This window comes from Nocardia asiatica NBRC 100129, assembly GCF_000308415.1.
Lineage (GTDB): Bacteria > Actinomycetota > Actinomycetes > Mycobacteriales > Mycobacteriaceae > Nocardia > Nocardia asiatica.
Window position 1 is genome coordinate 1 of the sequence record NZ_BAFS01000425.1, and the last position, 16,926, is coordinate 16,926.

A 16,926-nucleotide genomic window follows, 5' to 3' on the forward strand; every position below is an offset into this window, starting at 1 on the left:
CGGTTGCGGTAGCCATCGACGCCGTCCTGATCCGCCTCGTCCTCGTCCCCGCCCTCATGCGCCTGTTCGGCAACTGGAACTGGTGGCTACCAATCCTCCCGAATCGGCGCCGCCGCCGCGACCGGCGACCTGCGCTGCGACCCACCCACCACTGACCGCACAACCACCGCACATCGAAAGGAACCCTGCATGTCCCGCCTGCCCGCCCCGGCCCGCGCCCGCTACCACAACGAAATGCGCGCCGCCGCAACCACTCCCGACCCCGACCAGCGGTGGGCGCATCTGGAACGCGCCCACATCCTGTCCCAACCCGACCCGTGGCTGCACACCCGCAACCACATCGCGATGTTCACCCTCGCTGTGCGGCAACGCGACCGCCGCGAAGCCCTCGGCCAAGTCGTGCGAATCATTGTCGCCGCACCCGGATCCCTGGCCGGGCGCTACCCCGAAGGCAACACCGGCCGCGCCCGCGTCGGCCTACGCCAACCCATGCCGACCCCACCGGATCTGGCGGCGCTGCTGCACCCCACCACCGCCTGACCCCTGATGAACACTGCCCCCGTCTCTCTGGCTCACTCCCGCAGCAGACGAGCACCTCGGGCGACGTGGGTGCATCACGGGCCATGACGCACATCCCGTCGCAGATCGTCTTCATCGGGTTCACGACCGGTCACCTCCTCGTCCACCGGCCGTCCACAGTAGGTGGCTGCCGAATACAGTTCGACGGCGCCACGTCGGCTGACGCCCGCCCTCCCCGGCCCGGCCCGGCCCGGATGGCAGGGGACCGCCTCGGAGGGCCGACAGCCATCCCGAGGTCGGGCTGCTGCGGGTCGATACCCTGAGCGGATGGCAGAACCTGGGCAGCGTCGCATGGATCGGCGGACTGCGCGTACCACCGCAGCCATTCTCGATGCCGCAGAAAAACTGTTCACCGAGGGCAACTACCACGCCGTCAGCATGGATGCCATTGCCGCCGAGGCCGATATCGCGGTCGGGTCGATCTACCACCACTACGGAAACAAGGAGCGCCTCTACCTGGCGCTGGTCGAACGCGCGTTGACGGTGAACGAGCAGGTGATGGCCCAGGCGTACGGGCACGGGCGCACTCCTGTCGAGGAACTGCTCGCCGCCAGCGACGCCTACTGCCGCTTCCACCTGGAAAACCCCGGATACTTCCGCATGATCGCACTGCGGGTGCTCGATGTTCCCCCCGGCGACATCGCCAGCGAGGTCGAAGCACGCATCGCCGACAAGGTCGAAACCTTGGTCGGTGATATCGCCGACGCTCTGGCGCGCGCCGCCGCGACAGGAGCCATCGTCTGCCCCGACCCACAGCGCACCGCGATCTTCCTCTGGGGCTCCTGGAACGGTGTCCTCGCCTTGCACATGCGGCCGGATCGACTGGCCCTGGACACCGACGAGCTGGATCGAGTGCTGGCGATCGGACGCGAGATCCTCCTGCGCGGCCTCACCACATAATTCTTGTAGTGTCGTTCAGTTTTGTAGTAACGTTCAAGAATGGTTCGTGTAGCAGCGGTTCAACTGACGGCAGTGCCGACCGACGTCGACGCCAACCTGGCCGCCTGCGAACGGCTGGCGACGGCCGCGGTCGGTGACGGCGCCGAAATCGTCGCGCTGCCGGAGTTCTTCACCACCGGCATCGGGTTCGACGACCGGTTGCCGGCTGCGGCGCTACCACCGGATGGTGCGGCCACCCAGCTGCTGTGTGAGCTCGCTGCCCAGCACGACATCCTCATCGGCGGATCGTTTCTGTGTCGCGACCGCGACGGTCACGTCCGCAACGCCTACCTGCTCGCCGGACCCGACGGCATCCTCGGCCGCCACGACAAGGATCTGCCGACCATGTGGGAGAACAGCTTCTACATCGGCGGCACCGACGATGGCGTGCTCACCGCCCCCGGATATCGCATCGGGGTCGCGCTGTGCTGGGAATTGATGCGCACACAGACCGTGCACCGACTGCGTGGCCGGGTGGATGTGGTGCTCGCCGGCTCGGGCTGGTGGTCGATTCCCGCCTGGCGGCCCGCGCGGCTGTTCCGATTGATGGAAGCGCGCAACGAGGCAACGGCGCGGACTGCCGCCATCAGCTTCGCACGCTATGTCGGAGCACCGGTCGTACACGCCGCGCACGCGGGCCCACTCGACTGCCCCACCCCTTGGTTCCCGCTGCGCTACCGCGGCCATTTCGAGGGCTGCACGGCCATCACCAGTGCCGACGGTCAGGTCATCGCGCGACGGCACCACAGCGAGGGAGAAGGATACGTGATCGGCGACATCGTTCCCGGCGCGCAACCACCGCACCAGCAGCCGCCGAACCGCTTCTGGCTCCATCGCCGCGGGACACTTCCCGCATTGGCATGGACCTACCAACGCACCCACGGCCAGCGCTGGTATGCACGCCATGGCGGCAGCCGATGAACACTCTCGCCCGGATCGGGCTGATAGAACTGGCATTCGGAGCGATGCTGGGATGGATCGTGGTCATCCAGCTGGCCGGGGCCGATCTGGCACGACGGCTCGGAATCATCGCGCCGCGCCGACTGCTCCAGGCACATATCGACTTCATCATGATGGGCTTGATACTCGTCGCGATCGGCCTCGCCGCTCCCGAACTACCCACCTGGACAGCGGCGATCGTCGTCTTCGGAACCTGGCTCAATCCAGCCCTATTCCTTCCACTCGCCTGGCGCGAAGACCTCACCCGCACCCTCGGCTACCAAGCGACCAGCATGATCGCCTTCCTCGCAACGAGCGGCGGCCTGACAGCGGTTGCCGTCATCGGCTGACCCCTGCAACTACCGCTGCCCCATGTCCAGCCGGGAAGGCGCACTGACATCAATCGGCTCGAGTAGGACAGTACGCCAGATTCGTCAACGGTGATCTGTTCCAGGCTCCCGACGGTCAGATCCATGAAGTAGCCGGGCGCATCGGGCAAAGGTTTGCCCAGCTCGGCGGGAACGACGGCGTGCTGGGCGCGCCACGCAGCAACGAGTACCCCGTGCCCGGTGGTGTCCGGGTCGATTTCGGTCGTCGGTCGTTGGTGTTCAACCAGGAGACCGGTGCTGTCACCACACTCGGACCACCCCACCGGCCGCCCTCGATCATCCGACACCGTCTACCACGTCCTCGACGACTGCATCAGCAGAAGTCCCACCTGCACCGGACCTGCAGATGCTGCACCGGCACCGTCCCCAGCGCCTTCTGGCTCGGTCGAAATTGCCCCCAGCCCAGGTGCAGCGACCGGACAGTGAGGTGGTTCGCGCGTCGCGAGCTGTCAACTCCGGCCGATCCCTGACCCACTAGCCCGTAGCCGTAGCGGATGAGCGGGCGGGCAAGTGCGGACATGGGTTCGTCGCGCCCGGACCCTGGTGGCGGCTTGAAGAAATCAGCCGACTTCGCCGCTGCCTGAGGGTTGGGGTCGCCAGCCGGTGACGATGAGCGCTTCAGTGGGGTGATACCGGTCACCCCCGGCTGGGTGCTGATAAGCCGCGGGGTCGGCGTGGCGGTGGACTTGATCGTGAGGGCGTCCGTCATATGGGCAGTACGACCGCGGTGACGAATTCATTGCGCAGCCAGCCGATGAAAACTGCCCACGCGCCGCTGACCAAGGCTGCGCCGACCAGAATCAACATGATCCCACCAGCGATCTGGATGGTCCGGGAGTGTCGGCGCAACCATCCGACACCTCGCAGAGCTTTCGCGGAGCCGAAACCGAGAAGGACAAACGGTGATCCGAGTCCGACACAGTAGGCGATGATCAGCACCACGCCACGTGCGGCGGTTGTGCCTTCGGTTCCGGCCGCGACCGAGAGCACACCCGCCAGTGTCGGTCCCAGACACGGCGTCCATCCCAACCCGAACACACCCCCGAGCAAGGGGGCGCCGGCGAGCGAGGAGACCCGCAACGGGGCGAAGCGTGTGTCCTTCTGCAGCGCCGGGATGAGCCCGACGAACGCCAGCCCCATCACGATCGTGACCACCCCACCGACACGCTGAAGCAGATCCTCGTTGAGCCGCAACGCTCCGATGACGCCGAACACCGACGCAGTAGCAAGGACGAAGACGACGGTGAACCCAGCGACGAACAACGCCGCCGCGCCGGCGACCCGCCATCGGTCCCCGGCCGAACCTCGCTCACCGGCACCCGCGTGTGATGTGCTGGCCCCGGAAACACCAGCGAGGTAGGACAAGTATCCGGGCACCAGCGGCACCACACACGGCGAGGCGAAGGAGACCAGACCGGCGAGCATGCAGGCGGCGAGCGCGAGCAGCAATGGCCCGGTCGCGGCGGCGGTCTGAAAACTTGTACCGATCCCCTGGGCCAGTGTTGTCACCGTTCTACCGCCACGCGTTCGATCACGGGTTGCAGATCCTCGGCCGAAAGGGCACGCAGGAACACCGCCGCCACCCGGTGCTGGCGATCCAGGATCAGGGTGGAGGGGATGACGCGGGTAGGATAGCTGCCGCCGAGCGCAATCAGGGTGCGCATCGAGGGGTCGTAGATCGACGGATAGCCGACTTTGTAGGAGATGACGAAATCCTGTGCTTTGTCCCGCTGGGGATCGCGGACGTTGATGCCCAGAAACTGCACGCCCGAGTCCTTGGTGGACGCATACACGCGTCCGAGGTCGTCGGCTTCCGCGCGGCATGGACCACACCATTGACCCCAGAGGTTGATCACCACCACCTGCCCGGCGTAGTCGGACACCGACACCGTCTTGTCCTCGGCCATGAAATCGGGGCCGGCCAGCACCCCGATCTTGCCGCGGCTCGCCGGCGGGTCGTAGAAGATGTCGGTCTGCCCACCTGGTGACACGAAATCGAACGTGCCACCACCGGTGGCGACCGAATCGGAGCCGGAAGCGCAGCCGCTCACACCGATCGTGGGTCTGATCCCCGGCTGCTGGATCACCGGGTCACCTCACTGATCGCGGCCCGAATCTGGGCGGGGTCGTCGAACACGGCCGGAGTGGTGATCCGCTCGACCGAACCATCCGGTTGGACAAGAAAACTCAGCGGCAACACCGGAGGCGCGGCCAGCGCTCTGCCCACGTCACCGGTTGTGACGAACGAGGCGTAGCCTGCGCCCAGGCCTGTCATCAGCTCCAGCGCGGCAACGGGGTCGTCTTGCACGTTGATTCCCACGACGCGGACCGAACCGGATTGCTTCGCATATTCGTCGAGCACGGGAATCTCTGCCCGGCACGGCCCGCACCAGGAGGCCCAAAGATTGATCAGCGTCACCTCTCCGCTCAGCGCGGCACCCAAGTCCACCATGTCGGGCGAGCCGAGGCACCGCGCTGAGATTCCGCGCAAGCTGGCGACGGTGGACCCCGACACAGCCGGTGCCGGGCAAGGCCGCGGCTGTGCCAGGCCCGCGCGACCCACCTCGGGAGCAGTTGCGGCGGAGCCTGCGGCCGCGGTCGCCGACGCACCCGTTCGCGCGAACCGAGTCTCCGACGACGAGGTCGACCGCGGCCAAATTGCCACGATCAACGCGACAATCACGACCAGGGAGAAGACGAGCCAGCGAGCCTTGGGCTGCATGCGCGATCCCTTCTCCATCATCACCCTCTATCTACTACATATCGTAGTACATGCCAGTTTCGCGTTCACAGCAGCGTGCTCCAGTAGTTCCAGAAGCGGATACCGATCAAGGCAACAATGGCGAGTGCCCAGATTGTGAGCGCCACACCGTGGTATCCCGCCGCGACATCGGCTAGCCGGCGAACCACCACCGGTGCAGGCAGAACACCCGCTACGACGTTTCGCAGGGTTACGTAGCCGAAGACCGGTGTGGTCACTGCCCAGACCACCATGCAGTAGGGGCACAGGGCCCCGATGCTGTACAGGGTGTGGTAGGTCAACCAGTGCACGAACACCACGCCGAAGGTGACACCGGCTTGCAGTCCCAACCAGAACCAGCGATGAAACCGTGCACCGGCCAGCAGCCCGGCGCCCACGGCGGTGACGACCGCGAAACCGGCGATCCCCAGCAAGGGGTTCGGGAAGCCGAACGCCGTGGCCTGCGGTCTGTCCATGACCGACCCGCAGGAGATGATGGGGTTCAGGCTGCAGCTAGGCACATAGGTAGGGTTTCGCAGACGTGCCATCTTCTCCGCGGTGAGCACGCTCGCTGCCGCCGTGCCGAGGAGACCGCCGATCAGCAGCAGCCACGGCAACAACTGCGGGAACGGCTCCTGATGAGCCCCACTCGCCGGCGCCCCCGTGGCAACCTCGGCTTTATCCGGCGAGTGCGGCATCGATGGCCTTCGTGAAGTCTTCAGCGGAGCGTGGTTGGAGCTTGACACCGTTGAGGAAGAACGTGGGCGTTCCCTGCACCCCGAGGGTTCGGCCGTCTGCGACGTCGTTGTTGATCCGTTGCAGGGTGGCAGGATCGTTGTAGGCGTTGTCCCATTGCGTCATGTTCAAGCCCAGCTCGCGTGCGGAAGCCACGGAAGACGTCGTCCTTCGCGACGTGCTGCTCGGCCCAGTCGGGCTGGGTTTCATACATCTTCTGATACATCGCCTCGAACGCGCCCTGTCCGGCGGCGGCCTCCACTGCCCGTGCCGCGCGTTCGGCGTTGAAGTGTGACGGGATCGGGAAGTAGCGCGCGACGAAGGTCACTCGCCTGCTGTAGGTTTCGCGCAGTTGCTCCACGAAAGGAAACACCGCCCCGCAGGCCTCGCATTCGAAGTCGAGAAACTCCACCAACGTGACCTTGCCGTCACCGGCAGGGCCGACCCAATGGCTGTTGTCGCGCACGAGCATGCTCCGCGTGTCGGCCTCGGCGACGGGCTGGTCCTTGTTGTCATCGGAGCCGGAGTTGATCGCGACGAGTACGGCGGCTACCACGAGGAAGACGGCAACGATTGCCGCCGAGATCATCAAGTTCTTCGTACGGTGAGGAGCGGGCCTTCCCTGGCGCGCCACGTTCGGGAGCTGGTCGCTGCCGGTATTGTCCTGCCGCTGTGGCATGTCTTGTCCTTTTTCCGTTGCGAGTCGGGCAGGTCGCGGTGATACGCAGCGTCCGGGCACCGTAAGGCGCGCACAATTGCTGACAGCGTTACCCGCCGACCATGTGAATGACCACGATGGGCAGTTGCATGAGCCGGATGCCGCTCGGCCGCGTATCGGCGGCTACCAGGTCGATGGTGCAGCGTGCCGAGATTGGTCTCGGCAGTGCACGCGCGGCTCGAGAACTGCCGGGTGCTTCTATGTGCGCAGCACGCAGAGCATCGCGAGGCTGGGCGCGTGGCAGCGTCGCTGGGCAGGCGGCGGATGCGGCCCGCCTCGAGTCGATTCGACGGTGCCGGTGCCGGGGCCGGGACGCCACGTCACCGCGAGCAAGGCACTCAGGAGCAGAACAACGCACAGACCGAGCACCCAGTCCGGAGCCTGCGGGGCAAGTGGGTTCACGGCAGGAACACCGGCGGCATCCTCGAGGTCTCCGAGTACTTCCGACGCCGCCATTCCCATGTCGGCGACAGCAGTCGCGCCCTAACCGGCGGTCGAGCACACGGCGTCGTGGCCGACGAACACCTCATCCGCGGCGAAGTCTGCATCATCGCCAGCCCCACCAGAGCTGCGAGCACGGCGGTCAACCGAGCGAGTCCCACTCGCACAGCTTTCCTACGACGCCTGCCCTGCACGTCGCCAGGGTAGTAGATGGGCCGAGATCGCTCTGGGTCGACCGTGGACCGAGGCGATGAGAGGGCCCGAAGCAGGTGCTGGGGTAGCCGGAAGCCCGACATCCGGCACTGACCGGGTGACAGACAGCCCCCACGGCGCATCGGACGTTTTCCCTATCTGGCTGTGCCTGTGGGACCGGGCGTCTGGATGAAACGCAGGATTTCGGTGTTGAACGCGTCGGGGCGTTCGAGCATGAGCATGTGGCCGGTTCCTTCGAGCACCACTGCCTGGACAGGGCCGACGCTGTCGAGGAACGCGCGCAGATCACTCAGCGGTGAAATCGGGTCATGGTCGGCGCCGACAACCAGAGTCGGCACATCCGCCTCGACGAGCCAGTCGGCAAGCGGCAGCGCGCCGACAGCTCGCGCGGTGGGTAACACGCCAGGTGCACCGACACCGTCGACAAGCAATTCGACGCTGTCACCGGGCAGGTCCGCGGGTCGGCGAAGGTAGGGCCACAGCATCATTTGCCGCAGAACAGGACTGGCGATGATCAGCCGGCGCAGCCAGGCCGGCGCAGGTATCCCCGCCGTCAGCACCTCGAAGTAGGTCGAGACGACAGTGGCCAGGCGGTGGCGCAGGTTCCATCCCATGTTTCGCATGCCGAGGGCATCGGCGAAGCCCTGCACGGTTCCGGCGACAAGGACGATGCCCTGGACGAGGTGACGGTGGCGCAGGGCGAATCGCACCGCGAGCGGTCCCCCCAGCGAATGACCCAGGACAATGACCTCGCCGAGGTCCAAACGCTGAACCACCGACGCGACCACATCGGTTAGCCGGTCCACCGAATAGCGCCCACGCAGCCGAGGTGAGCACCCGAACCCCGGCAGGTCGACCGCGATGACCCGGCCGTGCCGTGCGAGGGCGGGGATGTTCTCCGACCAATGTTGCCAGCGCCCCCCGAGTCCGTGCACCAGCACGAAGGTCCGTTCGCTTCGGCCTTCGTCGGCGCGGTAGTCGAGGTAGTGCAGGGGAGTGCCGTCGATGTCGATGTCGCGTTCGTGCTCGGTCCAGTTGATGTCTCGCCAGGCCGAGGCGGCTGGCCGGCCATAGTCGCGCTCATAGTCGACGGTGGTCCAGGTGGGTGTGTGGGTCATTCGACTTCTCCATGGCCGGGCTGGGCGAGCAGGCTGGTTGCGAGCAGTGTCCGGGCCTGAACGAGCACGGCGTCGAAGCCGGCGTCGTCGAGGCCCATGTGGTCGGGCAGCAGGTGACAGGCGATGACGCCGTCCCACGCAGCCCACAAGAACGTGGCAGTCGCCTCGACCGGAACCGGGCGAAAGACACCGGTCTCGATCGCCTCGGTCAAAGCGCCGGACATGCGGGCGATTTCGGATTTGATTCGTTCGGCGACACGCTGCGCCCCCGCTTCCAGCCCGGCGGCGCCGGTGGCATCCGCAGGCGGAAACCGGAAGATCCGGAACAGCCCCGGATGGTCGCGGTAGAAGCGCAGGTATCCCTCGGACAATCCGATCAAACGGCTGAGTGGATCGGTGCCCGATCGCCAACCTTCGTCGCAGTACTGCGCGTCGAGTTCGAGCGCTGTGTCGACCAGGGCGCTGTAGAGACCAGCTTTGTCGCCGAAGTGCGAATAGATCGAACGGACCGAGACATCAGCGACGTCGGCCACCTGCTCCAACGTTGCGGCCTGGTACCCGTGGGCGAGAAAAAGCTGTTCGGCGGCGGTGAGGATCCCCGCCCGGGTGCGCGCCTTGCGGCGGTCCTGGCGAGTGGCTTCCGTGGATTGAGGGCTGGACATGTACCCCACAATAGCTATAGTGCAGGTGGCATGCAATTCTGCATATCAACTGCAATTTACTAGTTAGGAGTTTCCCCGTGGCACCTCTGGTCGTTTTCGGAGTGGTCGAACTCGCGGTCGCAGCCTTGACCGGCTGGCTCATGGTGGCCACCGTCACCATTCCCGACACCCTGCGAGCCCATGGCGTCACCCACCTCGGGCGCATCCGGCAGGCCCACCTGGACCTGCTGTTCATGGGCGTGATCCTGACGGCCGTCGGCGCCGCCGTGCCGGATGTTCCCACCTGGATCGCGGTCCTGCTCGTAGTCGGGGCATACGGGCAACCGGTGACGTTCCTGCCTTTGGCGTTTCGTGCCTCGATTCAGCGCGCAACCGCCTTTCGCGCGCTCGAAGGGCTGCTGTTCGTCGGCACCAGCGTCGGCTGGGTCGCACTCGCAGTGCTGGTGCTGGCGCGGTAGCCGTTCAGTTCGGGCCACCTCATCGCATGGCAGGCACCTTGGCGGACAAGCAATGCGGCTTACAGCCCGGGTGCCGCACCGAAGTACGGCTACACGCTGGTTACAGCCTCGAATAACACTTCATTCTTTAGGGCCGACGCTGCCCTCTCCATGATCTGGGCTGTGCAGACCGGGGCGGCGGTCAGAGGCCGAAGGCGCCGCCGCTGAGGAGGATGACGATTCCGAGACCGATCAGGACGAGAGGGAACAGAATATGTTCCCACCGTTCCAAGATCTCGGCGATGGCCTTGCGGGTGGTGAGGAACTTCGCGGTGAGCACCAGTACTGCGACCAACAGCAGGAATACGATCGAGTAGGCGATGATCGCTGCCGTTCCCACGGTGGCGAAGACGGGGACGTAGACACCGATGTTGTCGCCTCCATTGGCGAAGGTCACCGCGGCCACCGACCAGACCGCTACCTTTCTGCCCTCGAATCGTTCGTCGTCGCCGTTGTTTCGCCATGCTCTCCAGGCGGCGAGCAGACCGAGCAGCAGAGGGATCAGCCCGAAGTAGGCGATGGCTTCTTCGGGCAGCAGCGCCGTCACTCCCAGCGCGACGAGGACTGACGCGGCGAGGATCGCTCCGAAACCGAGATATTGTCCTGTTGCGATGGCGGCCGTGGTTCCGCGGGTTCCCGCGCCACGGGCGAAAAACAGTGAGAGCACGATGATGTCGTCGATGTTGGTCACCAGGAACAGTCCGATGGCTTGCAGGATCGAGGTAACCATGCCGGCGGATGCCTTTCTCGGGGAGTGCACTGCTGTTCGGCCGAACATGCGCGGTTGAGCCGCGCTCGCAGCGGTCGTTACGGACTGTCTATCTCATTGCCGATCACGCGCCGGTGATGTCGGCGCGGGCGCAGGGGTCTGGTTGGGGAGTTTGGCGGCGATGGCCGCGGCGAGTAGTGCGCTGACGGCGGCGCTGGCGAGGAACACTGCGGACATGGCTTGGCTGTAGGCGTGGGCGCTGGTAGCGGCCAGATCAGCACCAGCTGGGCCGGGAATCCGGGTCGCGGCCAGTTGTGCTCCGGCGATGTTGTCACGCGCCGCGCTGACCAGTGGATCGGGCAGGCCGCTCAGGTGGGGGTCGAGGTCGCGGGTGTAGGTGACGGTGAGCAGGGTGCCCAGGATGGCGACGCTGAACGCGGCACCGACCTGTCGAATGGCCATCAGCAACCCAGCTCCTGCGGCGCTGCGGTGCTCGGGCAGGCTCGCCATGACCGCATCGACCGCCGGCGCCAACGCCAGCCCGGCGCCCAGGCCCACGATCGCCAGGCACACCGCGACGAAGCCGTAGCCGGAGTCGACGGTGATGCGGGAAGCGAGCACGAATCCTGCCGCGGCGATCACCATTCCGGTGACGATCGGGATTTTGGCGCCGAGGCGGGTGACGATCTTGTCGACAGCGGCCGCGGCGACGATGATCGCCAGCACCAGAGGAACCAGACGCAGGCCGGTGCCGAAGGCGTCGTGGCGGCGCAGGATCTGCAGGTATTGCGGCAGCACGAACAGCACGCCGACCAGCGTGAAGGTGCCCGCGGTCGCGGCCAGTGTGGGCCAGGTGAAGGCCGGATTGGTGAACAGTGCCAGATCGACCAGAGGGTCGCGGGTACGCCGTTCCCGCGCCAGGAATCCCGCGATCAGCACAACACCGGCTGCCAGAGCGGCGAGCACGACGGGGTCGGTCCACCCGTACTCGGGAGCTTGGATGATGCCGAATACCACCGCCGCCGTACCGGCGACGGCGGTGAGGATCCCGAGCCGGTCCAGCGGCGGTGCGTGCGGGTCGACTGATTCGGGCAACAGCATCACGCAGGCAACCAGGGCGGCGACACCGACCGGGACGTTGATCAGAAACACCGAGCCCCACCAGAAATGCTGCAACAGCCAGCCACCGACGATCGGCCCCAGCGGCAGGCCGACACCCAACGCGCCGACCCACACCGCGATCGCGCGACGACGCTGGTCGGGGCCGAACAGGGTCGGCAGGATCCCCAGCGACAGCGGGACGATGATCGCGGCGCCGATGCCCATGACCGCGCGGGCGGCGATCAGCGAGCTGGTGGACCCGCTGAAAGCGGCCCAGGCCGAGGCGGCGACGAAGGCGACCAGGCCCACCAGCAGCAGCCGTTTGCGGCCGTAGCGGTCACCGAAGCCGCCGGCGGGCAGCATGAGCGCGGCGAAGACCAGGGTGTAGGCGTTGACGATCCACTGCAACTGGGTGGTGCTCGCGCCCAGGTCTTGGGCCAGGGTGGGCAGGGCGACGTTGAGAACCATCAGGTCCAGCCCGACGGTGAGCAGGGCGACGACCAGCGCCGCCAGCCCTGCCCACCGACGTGATGGGCCCGGTTCAGTCCCGGTTGTCGGTGTGGTGTTCGGGTGAGAGTGGTTCTCGCTCATCGGAGTTTCCGATCAGAGTGGCGATGACGAGGGCGGTCGCGCCGAGCACGATGAAGGTGTCGGCGAGGTTGAAGGTGGGCCACCAGCCGGTGTGCAGGTAGTCGGTGACCACACCGTCGGGGGCCCGGTCGATGACGTTGGCGGCGGCACCGCCCAGGATTGCGGCGAGTGCGACCCGGGTGAGCAGGTTCGCGCGCGGCGCGACCACCCATCCGCCGACCGCGACCGCGGTGGTGATCACGGTGGTGAGGGTGAGCATCACCCAGCTCGGTGCGTCGGCGGCGATCGAGAACGCGGCGCCGGGGTTGAACGCCAACCTCAGGTCCACCGGACCCGCCTCGATCGGGGCCCCGGCCAGCGTGGTCTGCGCCCACGCTTTGAGCGCGAGGTCGATACCGGCCAGCACGGCCGCGGCAGCGACCCACCGCAGTCGCCGCCCCCACCGCGACACGGTGGGAGCAGACGACGCGGTAGCGGTCACGCGGGCGCTCCGGCCAGTACCGGTGCGGGCTTGGCCGCCGAATCGGTCAGCGAGGCCAGGGGTTTGGTGCGTCCGGCGCGGACACCGTTGGCGATGACGACGATCTCGGCGAGTTCGTGCACCAGCACCACCGCCGCCAACCCGAGGACCCCGAACAGCGCGAGCGGGATCAGGATCGTGATCAACCCCAACGACAAACCGACGTTCTGCACCATGATCCGGCGGGCGCGGCGGGCGTGCTCGAGAGCCCGCGGCAGGTGCCGCAGGTCCTCACCCATCAGCGCTACGTCCGCGGTTTCGATGGCGACGTCGGTGCCCATGGCGCCCATCGCGATCCCCAGGTCGGCGGTCGCCAGCGCGGGGGCGTCGTTGACGCCGTCGCCAACCATCGCGGTGAACCGGTCGCTGCGCTGGTCGGCGACGATGCGGGCCTTGTCCTCCGGGCGCAGATCCGCGTGCACGTCCTCGATCCCCGCTTCGGCGGCCAGCGCGGCGGCGGTGCGGGTGTTGTCACCGGTGAGCATCGAGACCCGGATACCCAGCGCGTGCAGCCGGTCGATGACCTCGTGTGCTTCGGGCCGTAGTTCGTCGCGCACAGCGATCGCACCGATCACCTGGCCGTCGAGCTCGATCAGCACGGCGGTTGCACCCGCGTGCTGCATCCGTTCCACATCGGCGGCCAGCAGGCCCGGTTCGATCCAGCCCGGTCGGCCCAGTCGTGCCGGACGCCCGTCGACGCGGCCGGTCAACCCGGCGCCGGTGACCGCCTCGACGTCGGTGGCGGGGGTGACGGTGTCGACGGCGGCGAGGATGGCGCGGGCGAGCGGGTGCTCGCTGCGCGATTCCAGCGCGGCCGCGACCGCCAGCACCCGGTCCCCGTGCACACCGTCGATGGCGGCGATATCGACGACGGCAGGGTTGTTCGCGGTGAGGGTGCCGGTCTTGTCCAGCGCGACCTCGCGCACACGGCCCATTGCCTCGAGTGCGGCACCGCCCTTGACCAGCACGCCCAGCTTGCTCGCCGCCCCGATCGCGGCGACGACGGTGACCGGCACCGAGATCGCCAGCGCGCACGGCGAGGCCGCGACCAGCGCCACCAGCGCCCGTTCGATCCAGGTCACCGGATCCCCGAAGAGCGCCCCGATCACCGCGATGGCGGCGGCGGCGATCATGATGCCGGGCACCAACGGTTTGGCGATCGTGTCGGCCAGGCGTTGGGCGTCGCCCTTGCGGGCCTGCTCGGCCTCCACGATCCGCACGATCCGTGCCAGGGAGTTGTCCTCGGCGGTCGTGGTGACCTCGACGGTCAGCACGCCGGTGCCGTTGATCGACCCCGCGAACACCTCCGCGCCCGGTCCGGCTTCCACCGGTACCGATTCGCCGGTGATCGCCGACACATCCAGCGCGCTACGCCCGTCGATGATCACACCGTCGGTAGCGACGCGCTCACCGGGGCGCACCAGCATCCGGTCCCCGACCCGCAACTCCGCAGGGCTGATCACGGTTTCGGTGCCCTCGCGCAGCACGGTGGCCCGGTCGGGAACCAGGTTCAGCAGGGCGCGCAGCCCGCGGCGGGTGCGCGCGACCGCGTACTCCTCGAGGCCCTCGCTGATGGAGAACAGGAACGCCAGCATCGCGGCCTCGCCGACCTCGCCCAGGATCACCGCACCGATCGCGGCGATCGTCATCAGCGTGCCGACCCCGATCTTGCCCTTGGCCAACCGTTTGAACGTCGACGGGACGAAGGTGTAGGCACCGACCAGCAGTGCGGCAGTCTCCAATCCCAGCTCGACCAGGCGCGGGCCGCCGGTCCAGCCGACGATCAGCGCCGCGACAAGCAGCACCCCGGCGACCGCGGCAGCGCGCAGCTCGCTGACCTCCCACAGCTTTTCCGGTTCCCGCTCCTCCGCCTCACCGTTCTCGCCGGTGGGTTCGTCGTGGCCGCAGCCGCATGCGTCGCTCATGCCCGCACCTCCGCACTCTCCGTCGTGGTGGTGGAGTCGGTGCCGTAGTTGGGGCACAACGCCACCGCGTTACCGGTCGCCGCCAGCAGGGTCTCTGCCGAGGCCAGCAGGTCCATCAACTCCGGGCGGGCCAGGCTGTAGAACACCTGCCGCCCCTGCGGACGCCCCACCACCAGCCCGCAGTCGCGCAGGCACGCCACATGCGCCGACACCGTCGACTGCGCCAACCCCAGCCCGGCCATCAGGTCCGACACCCGCGCTTCCCCGCACGCCAGCCGACGCACGATCGCCAACCGTGTCGCATCCGAGAGGCTGTGGAACAACGCCACCGCCAAATCCAACCCCTGCGTCTCGGCGAGGCAGCCCTCACCATGATTAATCGCCATAAGGCGATGATAGCGGGGGAAGCTATTGATAACGAGGGAGGGTGATATTAATCTAGTTTCAACGATTACATCGTTGTCTGACGATCAATTGTGGTCGGCTACGGAGGGAGAACACGTGAACCAGCAGCAGCAGTCCGCCGTCATCGAGAACTCGCCCCAGCAACCATCGCCACCGGGCTCGCCCGGAGCGCTGTATCGGTGGGGCGTTCTCATGGCCCGGCGCAGACACGCGGTCCTGGCGATCTGGGGACTGCTGCTAGTGGTATGTGCGGTGGCCTACCCGCTGCTCGAGAACCGGCTCGGCGCGATGGATTTCGGTGTCGAGGGCTCGGAGTCCACCGAGGTGGATCGCCTGGTTGCCCAGCACTTCCCGCAGTTCGGTACGGAACAGGCGGTCATCGTGCTGCAATCTGGCGCCCTCACCGCCACCGACGCCGACTTCCGCGCCACGGTGGCTCGCACGATCACCGCCGCCACTGAGGTCCAGGGCGTGGTCGATGTCATCGGCCCCTACGACGGGCTGCCCGGATCCCAGATCTCCGCCGACGGTCACGTCGCGATCGCGCTGGCCGGCATGGACGGCGACATGGCCGAACGCGCGAGAGTCGCGCGCGACCTGCAAGACGCCATTGCCACCACCGGCGACGATTCCATCGACGTGGGGGTCACCGGGTACTCGGCTGTACAGAACGCGGCCACCGAACTGCAGAACGCCGACCTGGCCCGCGCCGAGGCAATCGGCATCCCGGTCGCGCTGGTCCTGCTCGTCCTCGCCCTCGGCGCCCTGGCCGCGGCGGCGGTCCCGATCGCGGTGGCCATCGCCGGGATGCTGACCGCGGTCGGAGTGTTGTTCACCCTCACTACTGTGACCGCGTTCGATTCGCTGACCGTGGCCATGGCGACCATGGTGGGTCTGGGCGTCGGTATCGACTACGCGATGTTCATCGTCAGTCGCTTCCGCGAAGAACTCACCCATCACACCGGGCCAGACCATGCCGCGATCAGCGGCGCCGTCGGTCGCTCCCTCGCCACAGCAGGCAAAACGATTCTGGTCTCGGGGTTGGTGGTGATGATCTCGCTGTGCGCGTTGATCATCATCCAGGCACCGATCTTCCGTGGCATCGCCATCGGCGTCGCCACCGCCGTCACCAGCATGCTCGCCGTCGCCGTCACCCTACTGCCCGCCCTGCTCGCCGCCTTGGGCCCCGCCGTCAACCGCGGCAGTCTCCCGGCCCGCTGGCGCCCTGCCGACAGCGCCACCGACACTTCGGGCGTTCTCGTCGGCCGCTGGGCGCGCTGGGCGTACCTCGTCATGCGCCGACCCGTCCTGTTCGGCACGGCCGCCGTCGCGGTGCTGGTCCTCGCCGCGCTACCGGTCTTCGGGATCCGCTACGGCCTCGACATGGGCACCACCGCCCTCGACGACACCCCAACCGGCCGCGCCAGCACCGCGCTGACCACCAACTTCCCCGCCGGAGCACTCGCACCGGTCGAAATCATCGCCACCGGCCCCGCCGACACCCCACTCACCCCCGCCGCCGCAACACAGGTCAACCGATTCCTGACCGAGATCGCCAGCGACACCCGCATCGACACCGTCCTGCCCGCCCAGCTCAACGACGGTCGAATGCTGGCGATGGCGATCCCCTCGGTCACCTTCGACTCGATGGCCGCCACAGACCTCATCCGCGACCTGCGCAACACAGCGGCCGACGCGACCGGAG

18 protein-coding genes and 1 pseudogene are annotated in these 16,926 nt (G+C 67.3%); 7 read left to right on the forward strand and 12 right to left on the reverse strand.

Annotated features, from left to right (window positions below; genetic code table 11):
- Positions 1-189: 189 nt before the first annotated feature.
- The 5 genes from ON27_RS31775 (at position 190) to ON27_RS41815 (ending at position 3,316) form a co-directional block, all read left to right on the forward strand.
- Positions 190-540, forward strand: a complete 351-nt coding sequence (locus ON27_RS31775) for a DUF3703 domain-containing protein (RefSeq protein WP_043735972.1) — start codon at positions 190-192, stop codon at positions 538-540.
- 306 nt (positions 541-846) lie between these two features.
- Positions 847-1,479, forward strand: a complete 633-nt coding sequence (locus ON27_RS31780) for a TetR/AcrR family transcriptional regulator (protein ID WP_043735973.1) — start codon at positions 847-849, stop codon at positions 1,477-1,479.
- A 39-nt stretch (positions 1,480-1,518) separates the two neighbouring features.
- Entirely contained in the window at positions 1,519-2,439 is a 921-nt protein-coding gene (locus ON27_RS31785; RefSeq protein ID WP_043735974.1) for a carbon-nitrogen hydrolase family protein, read from the forward strand.
- The gene (locus tag ON27_RS40885) at positions 2,436-2,807 is read left to right on the forward strand and encodes a hypothetical protein (protein WP_043735976.1); all 372 of its coding nucleotides are present in this window, start codon (positions 2,436-2,438) and stop codon (positions 2,805-2,807) included. Before ON27_RS31785 ends, ON27_RS40885 begins: the two co-directional genes overlap by 4 nt.
- A gap of 95 nt (positions 2,808-2,902) precedes the next feature.
- Positions 2,903-3,316 (forward strand): LGFP repeat-containing protein, encoded by a 414-nt coding sequence (locus tag ON27_RS41815; protein ID WP_083887950.1) that lies wholly within the window; start codon positions 2,903-2,905, stop codon positions 3,314-3,316.
- Positions 3,317-3,551: 235 nt separating this feature from the next.
- On the opposite strand, the gene ON27_RS31800 is transcribed toward ON27_RS41815, so the two are convergent.
- The 7 genes and pseudogenes from ON27_RS31800 to ON27_RS31830 form a co-directional block, all read right to left on the reverse strand.
- Positions 3,552-4,355, reverse strand: coding sequence for a cytochrome c biogenesis CcdA family protein (locus ON27_RS31800; RefSeq protein ID WP_043735980.1), 804 nt, complete (start codon positions 4,353-4,355; stop codon positions 3,552-3,554).
- Entirely contained in the window at positions 4,352-4,930 is a 579-nt protein-coding gene (locus ON27_RS31805; protein ID WP_043735994.1) for a TlpA disulfide reductase family protein, read from the reverse strand. Before ON27_RS31805 ends, ON27_RS31800 begins: the two co-directional genes overlap by 4 nt.
- Complete coding sequence (locus ON27_RS31810) at positions 4,930-5,589, reverse strand: TlpA family protein disulfide reductase (RefSeq protein ID WP_306306968.1); 660 nt, start codon at positions 5,587-5,589, stop codon at positions 4,930-4,932. Before ON27_RS31810 ends, ON27_RS31805 begins: the two co-directional genes overlap by 1 nt.
- Positions 5,590-5,633: 44 nt before the next feature.
- Positions 5,634-6,284: a vitamin K epoxide reductase family protein gene (locus tag ON27_RS31815; protein WP_043735981.1), complete on the reverse strand. Its 651-nt coding sequence runs from the start codon at positions 6,282-6,284 to the stop codon at positions 5,634-5,636.
- Positions 6,265-6,910: pseudogene (locus tag ON27_RS31820) on the reverse strand (DsbA family protein). The gene ON27_RS31815 and the pseudogene ON27_RS31820 overlap by 20 nt, the downstream one beginning before the upstream one ends.
- A 917-nt stretch (positions 6,911-7,827) precedes the next feature.
- The gene (locus tag ON27_RS31825) at positions 7,828-8,811 is read right to left on the reverse strand and encodes an alpha/beta fold hydrolase (protein WP_051047206.1); all 984 of its coding nucleotides are present in this window, start codon (positions 8,809-8,811) and stop codon (positions 7,828-7,830) included.
- The gene (locus ON27_RS31830; RefSeq protein WP_245560414.1) at positions 8,808-9,509 is read right to left on the reverse strand and encodes a TetR/AcrR family transcriptional regulator; all 702 of its coding nucleotides are present in this window, start codon (positions 9,507-9,509) and stop codon (positions 8,808-8,810) included. Before ON27_RS31830 ends, ON27_RS31825 begins: the two co-directional genes overlap by 4 nt.
- A 41-nt stretch (positions 9,510-9,550) precedes the next feature.
- Between ON27_RS31830 and ON27_RS31835 the strand changes: the two genes are divergently transcribed.
- Positions 9,551-9,931: a hypothetical protein gene (locus tag ON27_RS31835; RefSeq protein ID WP_043735985.1), complete on the forward strand. Its 381-nt coding sequence runs from the start codon at positions 9,551-9,553 to the stop codon at positions 9,929-9,931.
- 181 nt (positions 9,932-10,112) lie between these two features.
- On the opposite strand, the gene ON27_RS31840 is transcribed toward ON27_RS31835, so the two are convergent.
- The 5 genes from ON27_RS31840 to ON27_RS31860 form a co-directional block, all read right to left on the reverse strand.
- Positions 10,113-10,700 carry a cadmium resistance transporter gene (locus tag ON27_RS31840; RefSeq protein WP_043735987.1) on the reverse strand — a complete coding sequence of 196 codons (588 nt, stop codon included), beginning with the start codon at positions 10,698-10,700 and terminating at the stop codon, positions 10,113-10,115.
- Positions 10,701-10,793: 93 nt separating this feature from the next.
- Positions 10,794-12,371 carry a DHA2 family efflux MFS transporter permease subunit gene (locus ON27_RS31845; protein ID WP_043735989.1) on the reverse strand — a complete coding sequence of 526 codons (1,578 nt, stop codon included), beginning with the start codon at positions 12,369-12,371 and terminating at the stop codon, positions 10,794-10,796.
- Positions 12,322-12,852, reverse strand: coding sequence for a signal peptidase II (gene lspA / locus ON27_RS31850; protein ID WP_043735991.1), 531 nt, complete (start codon positions 12,850-12,852; stop codon positions 12,322-12,324). Before lspA ends, ON27_RS31845 begins: the two co-directional genes overlap by 50 nt.
- Entirely contained in the window at positions 12,849-14,816 is a 1,968-nt protein-coding gene (locus tag ON27_RS31855) for a heavy metal translocating P-type ATPase (protein ID WP_043735992.1), read from the reverse strand. Before ON27_RS31855 ends, lspA begins: the two co-directional genes overlap by 4 nt.
- On the reverse strand, positions 14,813-15,202 hold the full coding sequence (locus ON27_RS31860) for an ArsR/SmtB family transcription factor (RefSeq protein WP_043735993.1): 390 nt from the start codon (positions 15,200-15,202) through the stop codon (positions 14,813-14,815). The genes ON27_RS31855 and ON27_RS31860 overlap by 4 nt, the downstream gene beginning before the upstream one ends.
- Positions 15,203-15,317: 115 nt before the next feature.
- On the opposite strand from ON27_RS31860, the gene ON27_RS31865 reads away from it, so the two are divergent.
- A partial coding sequence (locus ON27_RS31865) for an MMPL family transporter (RefSeq protein WP_043735998.1) occupies positions 15,318-16,926 on the forward strand: 1,609 nt, incomplete at its 3' end.

What these genes read in the sequence shown, in the direction of transcription:
- ON27_RS31775 (WP_043735972.1), top strand. Translation starts at nt 190, where the DNA reads ATGTCCCGCCTGCCCGCCCCGGCCCGCGCCCGCTACCACAACGAAATG.
- ON27_RS31780 (WP_043735973.1), top strand. Translation starts at nt 847, where the DNA reads ATGGCAGAACCTGGGCAGCGTCGCATGGATCGGCGGACTGCGCGTACC.
- ON27_RS31785 (WP_043735974.1), top strand. Translation starts at nt 1,519, where the DNA reads ATGGTTCGTGTAGCAGCGGTTCAACTGACGGCAGTGCCGACCGACGTC.
- ON27_RS40885 (WP_043735976.1), top strand. Translation starts at nt 2,436, where the DNA reads ATGAACACTCTCGCCCGGATCGGGCTGATAGAACTGGCATTCGGAGCG.
- ON27_RS31810 (WP_306306968.1), bottom strand. Translation starts at nt 5,589, where the DNA reads ATGATGGAGAAGGGATCGCGCATGCAGCCCAAGGCTCGCTGGCTCGTC.
- ON27_RS31815 (WP_043735981.1), bottom strand. Translation starts at nt 6,284, where the DNA reads ATGCCGCACTCGCCGGATAAAGCCGAGGTTGCCACGGGGGCGCCGGCG.
- ON27_RS31825 (WP_051047206.1), bottom strand. Translation starts at nt 8,811, where the DNA reads ATGACCCACACACCCACCTGGACCACCGTCGACTATGAGCGCGACTAT.
- ON27_RS31840 (WP_043735987.1), bottom strand. Translation starts at nt 10,700, where the DNA reads ATGGTTACCTCGATCCTGCAAGCCATCGGACTGTTCCTGGTGACCAAC.
- ON27_RS31845 (WP_043735989.1), bottom strand. Translation starts at nt 12,371, where the DNA reads ATGAGCGAGAACCACTCTCACCCGAACACCACACCGACAACCGGGACT.
- ON27_RS31855 (WP_043735992.1), bottom strand. Translation starts at nt 14,816, where the DNA reads ATGAGCGACGCATGCGGCTGCGGCCACGACGAACCCACCGGCGAGAAC.
- ON27_RS31860 (WP_043735993.1), bottom strand. Translation starts at nt 15,202, where the DNA reads ATGGCGATTAATCATGGTGAGGGCTGCCTCGCCGAGACGCAGGGGTTG.